The 15504-nt window shown below is 61.8% G+C and carries 18 protein-coding genes; 5 read left to right on the top strand and 13 right to left on the bottom strand.

The genetic code is table 11. The features are described from left to right. Positions 1–118: 118 nt before the first annotated feature. From AC0VX3_RS14070 to flgB, 11 genes are all read right to left on the bottom strand, one after another. Entirely contained in the window at positions 119–1042 is a 924-nt protein-coding gene (locus tag AC0VX3_RS14070) for a flagellin N-terminal helical domain-containing protein (RefSeq protein WP_475521048.1), read from the bottom strand. Positions 1043–1559: 517 nt separating this feature from the next. Beyond that, positions 1560–2303, bottom strand: a complete 744-nt coding sequence (gene fliP, locus AC0VX3_RS14065) for a flagellar type III secretion system pore protein FliP (protein WP_475521047.1) — start codon at positions 2301–2303, stop codon at positions 1560–1562. Then, positions 2300–2800: a flagellar basal body-associated FliL family protein gene (locus tag AC0VX3_RS14060; protein ID WP_342895058.1), complete on the bottom strand. Its 501-nt coding sequence runs from the start codon at positions 2798–2800 to the stop codon at positions 2300–2302. Before AC0VX3_RS14060 ends, fliP begins: the two co-directional genes overlap by 4 nt. Positions 2801–2826: 26 nt before the next feature. Then, positions 2827–3531 (bottom strand): flagellar basal body L-ring protein FlgH, encoded by a 705-nt coding sequence (gene flgH / locus AC0VX3_RS14055; protein WP_475521046.1) that lies wholly within the window; start codon positions 3529–3531, stop codon positions 2827–2829. Next, positions 3531–4076 (bottom strand): MotE family protein, encoded by a 546-nt coding sequence (locus tag AC0VX3_RS14050; RefSeq protein ID WP_475521045.1) that lies wholly within the window; start codon positions 4074–4076, stop codon positions 3531–3533. The genes flgH and AC0VX3_RS14050 overlap by 1 nt, the downstream gene beginning before the upstream one ends. A gap of 287 nt (positions 4077–4363) precedes the next feature. Then, positions 4364–5476, bottom strand: coding sequence for a flagellar basal body P-ring protein FlgI (gene flgI / locus AC0VX3_RS14045; RefSeq protein ID WP_348147000.1), 1113 nt, complete (start codon positions 5474–5476; stop codon positions 4364–4366). 3 nt (positions 5477–5479) lie between these two features. Next, entirely contained in the window at positions 5480–5932 is a 453-nt protein-coding gene (gene flgA / locus AC0VX3_RS14040) for a flagellar basal body P-ring formation chaperone FlgA (protein WP_342895054.1), read from the bottom strand. Positions 5933–5947: 15 nt separating this feature from the next. Further along, a complete protein-coding gene (gene flgG / locus AC0VX3_RS14035; protein ID WP_342895053.1) occupies positions 5948–6736 on the bottom strand; it encodes a flagellar basal-body rod protein FlgG in 789 nt (262 codons plus the stop codon). 51 nt (positions 6737–6787) lie between these two features. After that, on the bottom strand, positions 6788–7120 hold the full coding sequence (fliE, locus tag AC0VX3_RS14030) for a flagellar hook-basal body complex protein FliE (RefSeq protein WP_342895052.1): 333 nt from the start codon (positions 7118–7120) through the stop codon (positions 6788–6790). A gap of 2 nt (positions 7121–7122) precedes the next feature. After that, complete coding sequence (gene flgC / locus AC0VX3_RS14025) at positions 7123–7539, bottom strand: flagellar basal body rod protein FlgC (protein ID WP_342895051.1); 417 nt, start codon at positions 7537–7539, stop codon at positions 7123–7125. 10 nt (positions 7540–7549) lie between these two features. Next, positions 7550–7930 (bottom strand): flagellar basal body rod protein FlgB, encoded by a 381-nt coding sequence (gene flgB, locus AC0VX3_RS14020; RefSeq protein WP_348146992.1) that lies wholly within the window; start codon positions 7928–7930, stop codon positions 7550–7552. Positions 7931–8114: 184 nt separating this feature from the next. Here flgB and AC0VX3_RS14015 point away from each other — a divergent pair, with 184 nt between their 5' ends. The 3 genes from AC0VX3_RS14015 to AC0VX3_RS14005 all read left to right on the top strand — a co-directional run bounded on the left by AC0VX3_RS14015 (position 8115) and on the right by AC0VX3_RS14005 (position 10563). Next, positions 8115–8660, top strand: a complete 546-nt coding sequence (locus tag AC0VX3_RS14015; protein WP_475521044.1) for a hypothetical protein — start codon at positions 8115–8117, stop codon at positions 8658–8660. Between the two features lie 9 nt (positions 8661–8669). Then, entirely contained in the window at positions 8670–9038 is a 369-nt protein-coding gene (locus tag AC0VX3_RS14010; RefSeq protein WP_348146986.1) for a PilZ domain-containing protein, read from the top strand. A 373-nt stretch (positions 9039–9411) separates the two neighbouring features. After that, positions 9412–10563 (top strand): fumarylacetoacetate hydrolase family protein, encoded by a 1152-nt coding sequence (locus tag AC0VX3_RS14005; protein WP_475521043.1) that lies wholly within the window; start codon positions 9412–9414, stop codon positions 10561–10563. Between the two features lie 83 nt (positions 10564–10646). On the opposite strand, the gene fumC is transcribed toward AC0VX3_RS14005, so the two are convergent. Together fumC and AC0VX3_RS13995 are read right to left on the bottom strand one after the other, a co-directional pair. Next, complete coding sequence (fumC, locus tag AC0VX3_RS14000) at positions 10647–12032, bottom strand: class II fumarate hydratase (protein WP_475521042.1); 1386 nt, start codon at positions 12030–12032, stop codon at positions 10647–10649. Positions 12033–12056: 24 nt separating this feature from the next. Beyond that, the gene (locus tag AC0VX3_RS13995; RefSeq protein ID WP_475521041.1) at positions 12057–12866 is read right to left on the bottom strand and encodes an alpha/beta hydrolase; all 810 of its coding nucleotides are present in this window, start codon (positions 12864–12866) and stop codon (positions 12057–12059) included. 166 nt (positions 12867–13032) lie between these two features. Here AC0VX3_RS13995 and AC0VX3_RS13990 point away from each other — a divergent pair, with 166 nt between their 5' ends. Then, positions 13033–14613, top strand: a complete 1581-nt coding sequence (locus tag AC0VX3_RS13990; protein WP_475521040.1) for an acyl-CoA synthetase — start codon at positions 13033–13035, stop codon at positions 14611–14613. Further along, positions 14610–15485, top strand: a complete 876-nt coding sequence (locus tag AC0VX3_RS13985; RefSeq protein WP_475521039.1) for a PPC domain-containing DNA-binding protein — start codon at positions 14610–14612, stop codon at positions 15483–15485. Before AC0VX3_RS13990 ends, AC0VX3_RS13985 begins: the two co-directional genes overlap by 4 nt. Positions 15486–15504: the final 19 nt, after the last annotated feature.

Below are 15504 nucleotides of genomic sequence, written 5' to 3'. Positions count from 1 at the left end.
GGGTTGGAGCTTGCGCGAGCCTGTCATGCCGTCCTGCCGGCGCCCTGAAGGGCGGACCGGACAAAAAAAGACCGCGCCCCGGAGGGCGCGGTCCTCATTTCCAGAAATCCGTTGCGGATTAACGGAACAGGGACAGGATGTTCTGGCTGCCCTGGTTCGCGATCGACAGCGCCTGGATGCCGAGCTGCTGCTGTGTCTGCAGAGCCTGGAGACGGGTCGATTCCTTGTTCATGTCAGCGTCAACGAGCTGGCCGACACCACGGTCGATGGCGTCACGCAGAGCGGACACGAAGTCCATCTGCAGATCGACGCGGCTCTTGACGGAACCCAGGGTCGTTGCGGCGTCGGTGATGTCGCCAAGAGCGGCATCAATACCGGAGATCACAGTGTCCAGACCAGCAAGGTCAGCATCGGTCACAGCGGAAATGTCGAGATCCGCGATACCGTCGCCGGTGACGTTGGTAAGAGCTGCGAAACCGCGGTCCTGATCGAGGATACCGGACTGATCGGCATCATCGTAGAGTTCCGTACCTGTGGTGTCGATCGTGATGGTCTCGATGGAGATGGCACCACCGGCCCGGGAGAACGAAGCCACGATGTCCTTGGCGGCAGCGTAACCTGCTGCACCCGAGTCGACCGAGAGCCAGTTTTCGCCGTTGAAGACAGCCGAGTCAGCCGTGGAACGCAGCTGGTTCTGCAGTTCGGAGATGTCGGCCTGGATCTTGCCGCGATCGACACCCGGTGTCTTGGCGGCAACAGCCTTGGCTTTGATCTCGTTCATGACATCAACAGTGCTGTCCATTGCAGTGTACATGACGTCGACGGTCGCAGCACCCAGACCCAGGGAGTCTTCAACGGCACCGAGAGCCATGTTGTCGGAACGCATGGTGGTTGCGATGGACCAGTAGGCTGCGTTGTCTTCCGCGCCGCCAACTCGGTAGCCGGTGGAGATGCGGTTCTGCGTCTCTGCCAGGTTGGAGTTGGTGCTCCGCAGGGTCTGCAGAGCGGTCATTGCGGAAGCGTTGGTCATCAAGCTAGACATGATATGTCCCTTTCAATGTTTCAGTTTGTACTGGTATTGGTGGGACATGCCGGATTTCCACCGGCACAGCAGGAGCAGCTTCATGCTTTTGAACCCTGGTAGGTGGCGGCTCAACCTGCTGTAGATAAGACCCTAGTGGCCGGACCTTGCGTGAAGCTTACCAGGGTGGTGGCAATTTGATCTTTCTGCCTGGAACCGGTGACCTTCAAGTCGAAAACATCTCTTGCGGGCGTTTCACGGGCCGGGCTGCCGGCACGGCCGTTCCCGAACCGTCGTCCTCGCGGCCGGGCAACATGCGCCCCGGAACCTGGCATCCGAAACCCGCAGAGCTGCAGGCTTCGGTTATCGTATTTTTTTTGAAAATTTGTCCGGCTTATCGATCCCGGATCCACGCTTCGCAGCGTTCGCGATGACGGCATCAAAACCTGCTACAGCCCAGCAGACGATAATATCGGAAGCGATTGAATCTTGCGGCGGAATATCGATTGCCCTGAACGGCGTGAGTGCACGTTCAGGGCTAAATAAATGACCGGATCAGGCTTCCGACCAGAAGGTTCCAGCCGTCGATCAGAACAAAGAACAAGGCCTTGAAAGGCAGGGAAATCACCGTCGGCGGCAACATCATCATGCCCATCGACATGGTGATCGTCGCCACGATCATATCAATCACGAGAAATGGCAGCGCGATCAGAAATCCGATCTCGAAACCCCGACGCAATTCGGAAATCATGAAAGCCGGGATCAGAACACGGAGCTCGACTTCTTCCGCGGACGCAGCTTCGTTTTCCGTAATCCGGCCGGCAGCCAGATCGTCAAACAGCACCAGGTCCTCTTCGCGCACCTGGCTCAGCATGAATTCCCGGAACGGAGTGGTGATGCGAACATAAGCGACTTCCTCGGAAATCTCGTTGTTCATCAGCGGCTGTATGCCGTCTTCCCACGCCTTGTCGAAGGTTGGCGCCATCACGTAGAACGTCATGAACAGCGCCAGCGAGATAAGGATGAGGTTTCCGGGTGTTGTCTGGAGGCCGATACCCGACCTGAGAAAGGAAAAAGCGATCACGAACCGGGTGAAGCTTGTCACCATGATCAGGATCCCCGGCGCCAGCGACAGCACCGTCATCAGCGCGATCACCTGGACGATACGTCCGCTCGCGCTGCCCTCGCCCGCCGGCAGCAAGGACGACAGATCGGGCACCTGCGCGACGGCCGCGCCCGTCATCAGGAGCAACGCTGCTCCTGCAATGAAAAAACGGATCATTGAATTACCACCGACTCCAGAATGACTTCGTGGATCTGTCCCTTTGTCCGGGTCCGGGCCCGTTCGGTGAGGTCTTCCCTGAGATGCTGAAGACCGACACCCCCTTCCAGATGCGACAATGTCAGCGTCCGCAGGTAGCTCAGAAAGTCATCCTCGACCTTCTTCTTCATGACGGAGACATCGCCTTCGGTGTCCTTGTCCAAAAGCACCGAAGCCTGAAGCCTGATCCATGCCTCGCTCGGAGACGCGAGATTGGTCACCAGCGGTTCAAGCACCTGAAGCCGGGTTGAGGGTGAAAACGGCATGGTTTCCGTGAAGCTCTGCTGCTGGCGGATCCGGCCGTGAACTTCCTGTTCCGTATAGTCGGAAACATATTTGGCCAGACCGGCTCCGGCCCCACCCGCGACGAGGGTCAATAGGAACAGCGCCGCGAAATACCCGGACTTGCGGGAGGACTGGCCGGCCCGTTCGGACGGCCCCTCGATGAGATTTGTCATGTCGGTCTTTCCGCTGCTTGCCAGGATCAGAACGGCGTTACGATGTCGTAGATCTGCTGGCCCCAGCCAGGCTGCTGCACTTCGGAAATTCGGCCGCGTCCGCCATAGGAAACCCGTGCCTCCGCGATCTTGTCGTAGGGAATGGTGTTGGTGGCCTGAATGTCCCGCGGTCGCACGATCCCGGCGATCTGCAGGATGCGCATCTCGTAGTTCACACGGACCTCCTGCGACCCGGCGATCACGAGATTGCCGTTGGGAAGCCGTTCGGTGACCACAGCGGCAACGGAGAGATTGATTTCCTCCGACCTGTCGATGGAGCCCGACCCAGCGGATCCGGATCCGGAATCCACACCCATGTTAGCTTCACCGTTCGTCGTGTTGCCGTCCCAGGTCGCGCCAAGCGCCCCGCCGATGCCCAGATCGGACACCCGGCGCCGGTCGGAGCTGTTGTCGAGATTGGCGCGGTCATTGATCTGGATGGTCACCGTCAGAACATCACCGACCTTTTTCGCCCTCGGATCGGCGAAGAAATTGTCACGACCGCTGGCCCACAGGGAGTTGTAGTCTTTCACCCTGCCCTTGCCGAACGTGCTGGCCGGATACATCGTTGTAGGCTGCGCGGCGAGGCCGTAGCCGACCGGTGACATTTCGGGCGCTCTGCCCACGTCTTCCAGCTGGCCGGCACACCCGCTCAGCACAAGAGCTCCAAAAGGTATCAAAAGGACGCGCATCAGAAACTCCGTTGTGGTTCCGGCTTGGTGAGGCCCATCATCGACTGGGTAAGTTGCGCGGCCCGGGACGGCTCCATCTCATCGAGAATGCTGCTGGCAACCCGGGCCTTGAGTTTCAGGAGAACGCCCACGGCCGCCTCTTCATCCGTCGTGGACAATTGCGCCGCCGCCGCGTCCGGACGCATCCGCCCGATGATTGACACCACCTGGTCCTCGACCTCGTTGAGAAGGTCCTCGCGGCGCTTGACCCATTTCTCGAAGTCCTTTTCCGTGCGCTGCAATTCGCTGATCCGGTCCCGGAGACGTGCCTCCAGGCTGATCAGTTTCCAGGTCTGCCACTGGATGCGGGCATCAGACGCCGCCTCGGCAATGTTCTTGCAATAAAGTTCGCTGTCTCCAGGAGGCAGGACGGTCTCCACGTCGATCTCGACTGTCGGCTTCTGGCGCGGAGATTGTGCCGTGGCACCCGTCCCGCTGACGACAAGCGGAATTGCTGCAAGTGCCAGCAAGCCGATGGCCCGGAAACTGGTAAAATCTGATGGCATTGCACTTTCCCTTGTGCTGGACCCGGTTGAGCGCACTGTCGGGTATCGGGCTTGCGCGGAGCTGACGGAGAAACAAAAGACGCCGCTCAATGAGCGGCGCTGTACCCTCAGCATCGTGCTGACGTGACGAGAACTGCGAAAATCGATGGATTTTATGAGGAAACGGGCATTGCACCGTATTCGGCGCCATCCCGGCCGTGTCCCGGAGCCTCGTCCTAGCCATGCACGCCAGGTCCAGGTCCCATCTGTCCCGGCTCAAGGCCGGGACAGCAACGGTTCAAGCCAGCCTACTGCACCACCAGCTCCGCCTGGAGCGCACCTGCGGTCTTGATGGCCTGCAGGATCGCGATGATACCGGTCGGCCGCAGTCCGATGCGGTTGAGGCCGCGCACAAGTGTCGGCAGGTCCGTACCGCCGACCACAGCCAGCTGACCGCCACTCTCCTGGGCATCGACATAGGTCCGCGGCACGACAACGGTCTCGCCGTTCGGTGAGAACGGTGACGGTTGAGACACTTCGGGCGCTTCGGAAATCCGGACGGTCAGATTGCCGTGGGTGATCGCGACCGTGGATATCTGCACTTCCTTGCCGATCACCACGGTCCCCGTGCGTTCGTCGATAACGACTTTCGCCGTCTGGTCGGGATTGACCCGGATGGCTTCGATCTCGGCGATGAACCTTGTAATGCTCAGATCCTTGGGCGGCGTCAGAACCACGGACCGGTAGTCACGTTCCTTAGCCACACGCAAGCCGTAGCGTTCCCTGGAGAACCGGTTGATGGCATCCGTGATCCGGACGGCGGTTCTGAAATCCGGGTTGGAAAGTTCCAGCACCAGGGCCGGTATCTGGGAGAACCTGGCCGGCAGGTCCCGCTCGATCAGTCCTCCATTTGGAACCCGACCGACCGTCGGAATCCCCTGCGTCAGGCTTTCCGCCTGCCCTGCTTCCGCAAAACCGGATACGGCCACCGGCCCTTGAGCGACGGCGTAGATCTGACCATCCGCCCCGAGCAGCGGTGTCGCCACCAGGGTTCCACCGGCGAGCGACGTCGCATCGCCCAGCGAAGACACCGAGACATCGATGCTCGCGCCCTGGCCGATGAAGGACGGCATTTCAGCGGTGACGACGACAGCCGCGACGTTTCGCGTGCGCAGCCTTGCGTCGCGCACATTCACCCCGAGGCTGTCCAGCATCGATTGCAGGGACTGCTCGGTGAACGGCGAGTTCCGAAGCGTGTCGCCGGACCCCTTGAGGCCGATCACCAGCCCGTACCCGACGAGCTGGTTGTCTCGCACGCCCTGGAGACTGGCTATGTCCTTGATCCGGACCATGGCGGAAGCCGGTGCGGAGACCGGAAGGGCCATGACCAGCACCAGAACGAAAATGAGTATCCGGGTCATCTATCAGTTCTCCACGCGGATCGTGCCGTCTTCCTGGACCCGTCCGGACACAATCAGTCCGCTATCGATGTTGCGGACCCGCACGAAATTGCCGGCGCCGCCGTTCTGCAGGGATTCAACCTGCATGATGATGACCAGCCCCTGTTCGCGGAACTCCAGCCGGGCGGGCTCGCCGCGCCGGACCAGCATCGGTTTTTCAACCGACTTGACCGGGATGGGCTGACCGGGCAGCAGGGTACGCCGCGCAACCATCCCGACAAGCTGGGCCCGGTGGGTGCTCACGGCGAACTGCTGGGCTGTCCGGCCGGGAAACTTGCGTTCGATCAGGTGCTGGTGGGAAATTTCCGTACCGGGCGCGATGGTCTGCCGCGGGACGGGAAGTTCGATGCCTGCCGCGATTGCACCGGTTCCGGTCAGGCAAGCGGCAAGGACGAAAAGAAGGGTTCGGATCAGCATGACCTCGGGCCTGTTCTAGCGGATGCCATTGGTCACGGTATTGGCCATTTCGTCGGCCGCCTTCATGACTTTGGAATTCATCTCGTAGCCGCGCTGGGCATTGATCAATGCGGTGATTTCCTTCACCGGGTCGACATTCGAGCTTTCAAGATAACCCTGGCGAACCACGCCGAACCCCGGATCGCCCGGCACCCCGGCAACAGGCACGCCGGAGGCCTCGGTCTCGCGGAAGAGATTGCCGCCGACCGGTTCCAGACCGACGTCATTGGCGAAGTTGGCGAGCGTCAGCTGGCCAAGTTCGCGCGGTGCGATCTCGCCGTCGACCTTGGCGTAGACCTCGCCGGATTCGTTGATGACCACTTCGATGGTATCTTCCGGCACGAGGATCGCCGGTTCGACCGCATAGCCATCGATGGTCACCAGGCGCCCCTCGGCGTTCTTGTTGAACGAACCGGCCCTTGAATAGAGCGTCTCGTCGTCCGGTCCGGTGATTTCGAACCAACCGCGGCCGTCCAGGGCAACGTCGAACTGGTTGCCGGTGTTGTTCAGCGACCCCTGGACGTGAAGCTTGCGGATCCCGGCCGCCCGGACACCGAGGCCGAGCTGGGCGCCTTCGGGGACGGGATCCTCGCCGCCGCGGTTCGGCACGCCCTGAAGGCGTTCGGCCTGATAGAGAAGATCGGAAAACTCCGCCTGCGACCGCTTGAAGGAAGTCGTGTTCATATTGGCGATGTTGTTGGCGACCACTTCAACATTAAGCTGTTGCGCGCTCATGCCGGTCGCGGCGATTGCTAGGGCTTTCATGGTTCGTCTCCATTGGTTACGCAGGTTCCGGACCCCGGTCGAACGACCGGGTCAGATCGACATGCGGCTGATTTCCTGATAGGCGTGGACCACCTTGTCGCGGATGGCGATGGCGGTCTGCAGAGTGGATTCCGCGGCCATCACGGCCTCGACGACCTGCTGGACGGACGCCTGTCCGTCGACGCCGGCAATGGCCGTCGCTTCTCCCTGTTTGACCTTGTCGATCGCGTCCTGGGACACTTGCGCCATGGCCTCCGAAAAGTTGGTGTCGGCCACCGACCCGGCGCCTCCAAGATCCGGCGTCCCCGCGGTGTAGCGGCTGGTGGTCGCCGTCTTGAGAACACCGTCCGTCGACGACGTCAGCGCTGAGATTTCATTGATCATGATCAGTTCCTCAACAGGTCGATGTGGCGCATGACCATTTCGCGCGCCTGGGTCATGACCTTCAGATTGGCTTCATAGGAGCGGTTGGTTTCCCGCATGTCGGCAAGCTCGAGCAGCGTGTTGACGTTGGGCATCTTCACGTAGCCGTCCACGTCCGCCGCCGGGTGACCGGGAGCGTATTCGACCGTGAAAGGCGCCTTGTCCGAACCGACGCCCTTCACCGAAACCAGATTGGCCTGGTGAACGCGGTTGAACTCGCTTTCGAACGTGATGGTCTTGCGCCGGTAGGGATCATCTCCGGCGGCCTCCCCCGTCGAACGGGCATTGGCCAGGTTTTCAGAGACGACACGCAGGCGTTCGGATTGCGCCCGCAGGCCGGAACCGGAAATCTGGAGAGTTGCGGAGAGCGGATCGGACATGTCGGTTTCCTCAGGATTTCACGGCTGCGAGATACATGCGGTGGAAGGACTTCGCGATACTGGCGTTCAGGGAATGATCGCGCGCGACCTCCCCCGCCTTCACCAGTTCCTGCTCGATGCTGACGGAGTTGCCCGAATGACTGACGGACCAGCTGTCCGCCTTTTCCACTTCGGCGGCGCGCGCGGCCTCGGTGGCCTGACCGAGATGGCTGCCATGGGTCGCCGACATCGCCAGTTGCGTCTTGCTGATCATCGATGTGAAAGGCTCGAGATCCTGGGCGCGGAATCCCGGCGTGTTTGCATTGGCGATGTTTTCCGCGATCGTTGCCTGGCGCACGGACAGCCAGTCATTGCTGTTTGAAACAAGTTTGTTCAGGAACACAGGCTCCATCGGAGACCTCCTTCAAGCTCGGATTGCCTCAAGTCCTAAAAGATCAAGCTTGTCCGAGGCTGGCCCGCACGTGCGTTTTCGGTGAGCCGGCGCAAGCTTCGCGCAATCTTCGGAGTGCATGCATTAACGGCGCGGTGGCCTGTCTCCCGTGCGCCCATGCGGGCCTTGAAACCGGGAGAAACGGATGATCAGGCGAAACCCGTCCCTCAACGCAGCCACATCAAGTCAGCCCCTGGAGCTGGTATCAGACGCCTCCTTTTCCGGGATGCCGGGGTCTTCGGTCCGTGCGGGCCGGTTCACGCGCGCCGTTCTGCTGGCGTCGGTCCTTGCAATGCCGGCACCGCTCCACGCCCAGGCTGTCGATTGCGACAGTTATGCCAGGGCCTATGCCAATGCCCATACATCCAGCGACCCGACAGATCTCGATATCATCGACGGTGCCATGGAGGGGGCCGTCGCCGGTGGTGCCTGGCGGGGCCGCAGCGGAGCCCGCCGCGGTGCTGCGGCAGGCGGCGCACTCGCCGTTCTCGACAGCCTCGGCAACGACCCTGCGGGGTGGCGCGGGCTCTATGACATGGCTTATCGGACCTGCCGCAACAGCCGGTCGCCCGTGACCCATCGCCCGTCGACCCTCGGAGACCCGAGTTACCGCCCGGCGCGGCGTCCCGACCAGGCGCTTGAACCGCCGATGCCGGCTGTCCCAAGGGCTCCCAGAAAACCAGATCGTTAAGGCAGCGCCATGTTTTCCTTCCTCAACGCGAAAAGCAGCTCCCTCGTCGAGGCGATCCAGCGGCGCCTATACCCGCGCCAACGCACACGCCTGCGGCCGGCCAAGCTGGCGAGCCTGGACAACCAGTTCATCTGCGACTGCACAATCAGGGACATCTCCAAAGGGGGTATCCGGCTTGTGCTGAACGAAGATCTTGATTTGCCGAATGAATTTTATGTTTTCGACGCTGTGCCGAAAACCGTCGCCGAGGTTCAGCTCAGGTGGCGCAACGGCCTCGCGGCGGGGGTCATCTATCTTGTGCCTCCTGCAAGTATCCGCCATTTCAAGAACACCGGCGTGATCAGACTTGCGCAGCGGCTCTATGCCGTCGACGGCTAGTCCGTCGACACCATCCAGCCGGGTCTGCGCGAAGCGAGCCTGGACCAAGAGGCCACGACTTGCCTCACGAGGACGGCGATCGGTCCACGCGGCGCGCGTTTCTCCAGGTCACGGTCTCATGCAGTCGAATTCAGTTTCCGGTTTTCCAACCGTAACGGCTGTCAGACTGTCCGGCACCGACCGGCAGCCGTCCCGGCCATTGACGTTTTAGCACGATCAGGAACCGGTTCACCCAAGCAAGGGCTTGCGGATTTCGGAAAACGGGTCAGCATGGGTCCGCGAACCGCAGGGTACGCAGCCTTGCGTCTTTTTCTGAACGAAGTGTTCTGCGCGAGCAACAGCGCGCACAACCGCAACCGAAACAGGACCCGAGATGGGCTTTTATTCCGCTTTGGAACTTGAAACCGGAACGTTTCTCGGTCGCGTCTGGCGTCCGGACGTCATGGGACCGGCCGTTGTGACCATTCGGAACGGCCATGTTGTCGACATCACGTCAAAGGCGGCCCCGACCGTTCGGGACATCTGCGAAATGGAAGATCCCGCAGGTTTTGTCCGGGCCGCCGACGGACAGTCCGTCGGCACACTTGAATCGATATCTGCCTCTCCCGCCGGAGATCCCGGGGAAGTCCATTTCCTCGCGCCTTGCGACCTTCAGGCCGTCAAGGCCTGCGGCGTCACCTTCGCCGGGTCCATGGTGGAACGGGTGATCGAGGAACTCGCCGCAGGAGACGCGCAAAAAGCCGAAGCGATCCGCGTACGTGTCGGCCAGGCCATCGGCGACAGTCTGCGGAATATCAAGGCGGGGTCCGAAGACGCGGCGCGGGTCAAGCAGACCCTAATCGCCGAGGGCCTCTGGAGCCCCTATCTCGAGGTAGGCATCGGTCCGGACGCCGAAGTGTTCTCCAAGGCGCAGGTGCTCTCGTCTGTCGGCCATGGCGCGCAGGTCGGTCTTCATCCGATTTCCAACTGGAACAATCCGGAGCCGGAGGTCGTCCTGACGGTCTCGTCGACCGGATCGATTGTCGGGGCAACACTGGGCAACAACGTCAATCTGCGCGACATCGAAGGGCGCTCGGCCCTGCTCCTGTCGAAGGCCAAGGACAACAATGCGTCCTGCTCGATCGGTCCGATGATCCGGCTGTTCGACGCGTCCTACACGCTCGATGACGTCCGCAGCGCGGAACTGGACCTGACCGTGGAGGGACAGGACGGATTTGTCCTCAACGGGCAGTCGTCCATGAAGGAAATCAGCCGGGATCCGGCAGATCTGGTTCAGCAGACAATCGGACGCCACCACCAGTATCCGGACGGTCTCATGCTGTTCCTGGGAACCCTGTTCGCCCCGACACAGGACAGGGACGTCGCCGGAGAAGGTTTCACTCACAAACTCGGCGATACCGTCACGATCACATCCGCCGGCCTGGGACAGCTCACAAACACGGTGCAGCTTTCAACCGAATGCCCGGAATGGACCTTCGGCATCCGGCAGTTGATGCGCAACCTTGCCCAGCGCGGTTTGCTTTGAAATTGACCAGCGGGCGGCTCGCTGCCGCCCGCACGATATCAGCCGGATGAAACAGCAGCAGATCCATTCTCAGAGGGACGGGCTCAAAGGGACGGGTGGATCATTTTCGACGGATCCACCACCCGGTCGAATTCGGCTTCATCGACATACCCCAGCTCCAGGCAGGCCTGTTTCAGGGTCAGGTCCCTTTCGAAAGCATGATGGGCTGCGTGGCTGGCCTTGTCGTACCCGATCAGCGGGCTGAGCGCGGTGACCAGCATCAGGGACTGATCGAGGTACTCCTGGATCCTTTTTCTGTTCGGCTCCATGCCGTCGACTAGGAACCTGGCGAAGTTGCCGCATCCGTCTCCCATGATCAGCACCGACTGCAGGATCGCGTTGATCATGAGCGGTTTGTAGACATTCATCTCCAGATAGCCACTCGCCCCGCCGATCCCGACGGCAACGTCATTGGCCATCACCTGGGCCGCGATCATCGCCAGGGCCTCGCACTGGGTCGGATTGACCTTGCCGGGCATGATCGATGAGCCGGGCTCGTTGGACGGGATCTTGAGTTCGTAGAACCCGCAACGCGGCCCGCAGGAGAGCAGTCGGATGTCATTGGCGATCTTGAACAGGGACACGGCCAGTGTGCGCAGGGCCCCGCTGAGCATCACGAGCGCGTCGTGACTTCCCTGCACGGCGAACTTGTTCGCAGCACTGACAAAGGGAAGTCCGGTCAGTTCCGCGATCCAGGCGGCTGATTTGCGGGCGAAATCCGGATGGGCGTTGATCCCGGTTCCCACCGCGGTCCCGCCCAGCGCGAGCCCGTAAACATCGTTCAGCGCATGTTTGATCCGGTTCATGTCCTGATGCAGAAGCTCCGCATAACCGGAAAATTCCTGTCCCAGCGTCAGCGGGGTCGCATCCTGCATGTGGGTCCGGCCGATCTTTATGATATCCGCCCATTCATCCGACTTGGCCTTGAGGCTTTCATGAAGGGTTTCCACCCCCGGCAGCAGCCTGTGGGTCGTCTGAATGGCCGCGGCCATGTGCATGGCAGCGGGAAACGAGTCGTTCGACGACTGGCTCATGTTGACGTGATCGTTCGGATGGACCGGATCCTTGGTCCCCAACACGCCACCCGCCAGGGCAATGGCCCGGTTGGAGATGACTTCGTTGACGTTCATGTTGGATTGGGTCCCGCTCCCGGTCATCCACACATGCAGCGGGAAATGCGCATCCAGTTGGCCGTCCGCCACCTCTTCCGCTGCCCGCACGATCAGATCCGTCAGATCCTCCTGCAACAGGCCCAGATCGCGATTTGTCAGAGCGGCGGCTTTCTTCAGTATCCCGTAAGCATGAATGAGCTCCATCGGGATCAGATCGTTGCCGATCGAAAAATACTCCAGGGACCGCTGCGTTTGGGCACCCCAGTACTTGTCCTCGGGAACCTCGATCTCCCCGAGACTGTCACTTTCCGTACGCATGGTCGTCTCCTGTATGGTTCAGCCTCATGAAGCCAGCAATGTGCTTGTCAGCGTGCTCTCGGAATTCTTCAGCCCGTCGATGACATCAAAATGATGCCGCTCCGGGTCCTCACGATAGCTTGCGGTCGGCCAGGCATCCGCCAGCAGACGGGCCTGCCGCAGAAATTCGGGGCGTTCGGCACCGCCGACCCAGGCAATCACGGGACAGTCGGTGGCGGGTTTCTGCAAGGCCGGGCTCTCGGCCATGGCCTCCTCCTCGCTCAACCGGAACGACGCGTTCATTGCGGTGTTTCGAAGCGGGCGCAAATCATGCAGGCCACTGATCGATACCACCCGCTCGATCCGCTCAAGAACATCCGTCGGCAAGGGGCTGTCCTCACAGATCATGCGCGTCACGAGATGCCCCCCGGCCGAATGCCCCGTCAACCGGATGGGGCCGCCGACCCGTCGGGCGGCTGCCGTAATCGCAGCGGCAATTTCACGGGTGATATCGGCAATGCCAACGGCCGGGGCCAGATCGTAGGACGGCATGCAGGTGGTCCAGCCTCCGGCGAGCGCTCCACCGGAAAAATGCGACCAGAATGTCTTGTCGAAGCGCAACCAGTAGCCGCCATGGACGAAGACGACGAGGCCTTTCGAAGCCCGCTCGGGACGGAACATGTCGAATCGCTGACGGGCGCCCTCCCCGTAAACGATGTCGAGATCCTTCTCCATCCAGGACTTTCGGAATTCGGCGGCATCTTCCGCCCAGCGCTCGATATACGCTTCCGCACCGGGTATGTGCGCTGCATTCGCGTAAGCGTCGTCCCAGTCCGTGATCATCGTTTCAGTCATTCATCAACCTCGGCAAAGTCCCTCGACCCGTGGGCGCGCATCCTGCACGATTTGGAGCGAAAGCGAAATGATCCGGCTCTTGCGACACAGCTTGTCAAACCGTCCCTCGCCGACCTAACGTTTCTCCAACAACAAACGAACAAACAAACGCGGGAGATAAACGCGGATGGTGGCGCGCTGTTCCAACCGGGTGGTCAACCTGGCGCAATTCCTGTCGAAAAATGCGGCCCGCTGGCCCGACAGACCGGCCATCATACAGGATCAGCACAGCTGGAGCTGGGCGGACCTCGATACGCGTGTCAGCGCACTCGCGCATGCCCTTGCAACCGAGTTCGGCGTGTCCAAAGGGGACAGCCTGCTGGTGCAGGCCCGCAACTCGAATCAGATGACCGAGATCATGCTCGCCGCCTTCCGGCTCGGTGCGCTCTGGGTGCCCTGCAATTTCCGGCAGGCTCCCGGCGAAACCGCCTATGCCGCGGAGAAGGCCCGGGCCAAGGTCTTTCTGTGCGACGCCGACTTTGGCGCGCAGGCAGCCGCAGTCGGAACCGCCTGTCCGGACCTTGCGGGCTGCATCAGTATCGGTGCGAGCGATTTCGGCCAGGACTACGAGGATCTCGTCGCCAGTCATACGGGAAGCACGGTCGCGAACGCCGCTGTCGACTATACCACGCCCTGCTGGCTGTTTTTCACCTCGGGCTCGACCGGACGGCCCAAGGCCGTGGTGCTCAGCCACGGCCAGATCGGCTTTGTCTGCGTCAACTACATGGCCGACCTGTTGCCGGGCACCACCGAAGAGGACGCCTCCCTGGTGATCGCTCCCCTGTCCCATGGGGCCGGTCTGCACCAGATCGCGCAGCTTCCCACCGGCGCGGCCCATGTGCTGATGCCCGCAGGCGGCTTTTCCCCGGCTGTTGCCTTTGAACTGATCGAGAAACACCGGGTCAGCAATCTCTTCACCGTCCCGACCATCGTCAAGCGGCTGGTCGAGGACCCGGCGGTGGGCCGGTTCGACCATTCCAGTCTGCGCTACGTCATCTATGCCGGTGCGCCGATGTACCGCGAGGATCAGAAAAAGGCGCTTGAGAAACTCGGCAAGGTTCTGGTGCAATACTACGGTCTTGGCGAAGTGACCGGCAATATCACGGTGCTGCGCCCCCAGGACCATTGTCTGGAAGACGGCCCGCAGGCGCGTACAGGCACCTGTGGCACCGAAAGGACCGGGATCGAGATTTCCATCCAGGACGAGACCGGCACCATCCTGCCGCCACACCGGACCGGGGAGGTCTGCGTCATCGGCGCGGCTGTCTGTGCCGGTTATCTGGACGACGCCGCCGCCAATGCAGCCTCCTTCCGCAACGGCTGGTTCCGCACGGGCGATATCGGCCACATGGACGCGCAGCGGTTTCTGTATCTGACCGGCCGGGCGTCGGACATGTATATTTCCGGCGGTTCCAACGTCTACCCCAAGGAAGTGGAAGAGGTCCTGCTCGCCCATCCGGCGATTTCGGAAGTGGCCATACTCGGTATTCCAGACCCGCAATGGGGCGAAGTCGGCCTGGCGGTATGCGTGACGGCGGATGGCGCCTCTCCGGATCCCCAGCACCTCACTGCGTTCCTGCAGGACCGTGTCGCCCGATACAAACTGCCCGCCCGCTATCTCTTCATCGCGCAGATGCCGACCAGCGCCTATGGCAAGGTCACGAAGAAACTGGTGCGCGACCATCTGGACGAGAAGGGTCTGCTGTGAGACGGCCTGCCCCGGACAGCCTCGCGGACATCCGGCATCCCGGACCCGCAGCCACGGACCGCAGCCCCGGCATGACCTGCCGCGCGGACCCGGTCTCGCTTGAGCTTGACGGCGGCGCGCCCCTGATCGACGCGCTGGGCAGCTTCGCCGACCAGAAGGGGTGCGGCTCCGCGGTGCTCGACCTCGGTGGACTGGCGCTGGCGCCTTTCGATTATGTCATGCCGGACCGGGCCATCGACGACCGTCACGCCGCCTGGTACAGCGACACGAGAACCTCCGGCGGCGCCGTTCTGGACGAAGCCGTGGCCATCCTCGGCTGGAAGGACGGCCAATGGTTTGCCCATATCCACGCATGCTGGCACGAAGGCGGCACCGGCCATCTCGGCCACTTGCTGCCGCAAACGCTGGCAACGGCCGAGGCCGCGCGGATCACGGGCTACGGCATAAAGGGCGCCAAATTCGAAGCCGCGGAGGATCCGGAGACCGAATTCACCCTGTTTCGGGTCAGACCGGACGAACCGCGGGCCTCGACCAGGCCTCACAATGCCCTGATCGCCACCCTCGCGCCGTTCGCTGACCTGCATGACAGTGTGACAGCACTCGCCGCGGCTCTGGCGGAACCGGACTTTGAGGTTTTCGGCCTCGGTAGTCTCGCCGGCGCGGCGTTCCGGGAAACATCCCCGATGACCGGCCTGATATCGGAAATCCTTGTGCGGTCCGGCGCGGGAAAAACCGGCGACACGCCGCTCAGGCTTCCCATACGTGGCGTCGATCTGGAGGGAGCCCTTCACCAGGGCACCGTGCGCCCCGGAACCGCACCGACACTTGTTACCTGCGAGCTCCTGATCAGGGGCACCGCAGTGCCGGAGTGACCCCTAGGGCGGGCGAACG

It is taken from the genome of Roseibium sp. QJM3NY_11 (assembly GCF_056173175.1).
The sequence above is the reverse complement of the archived record's forward strand: the minus strand, read 5'-3'. Positions and strand labels throughout refer to the sequence as shown.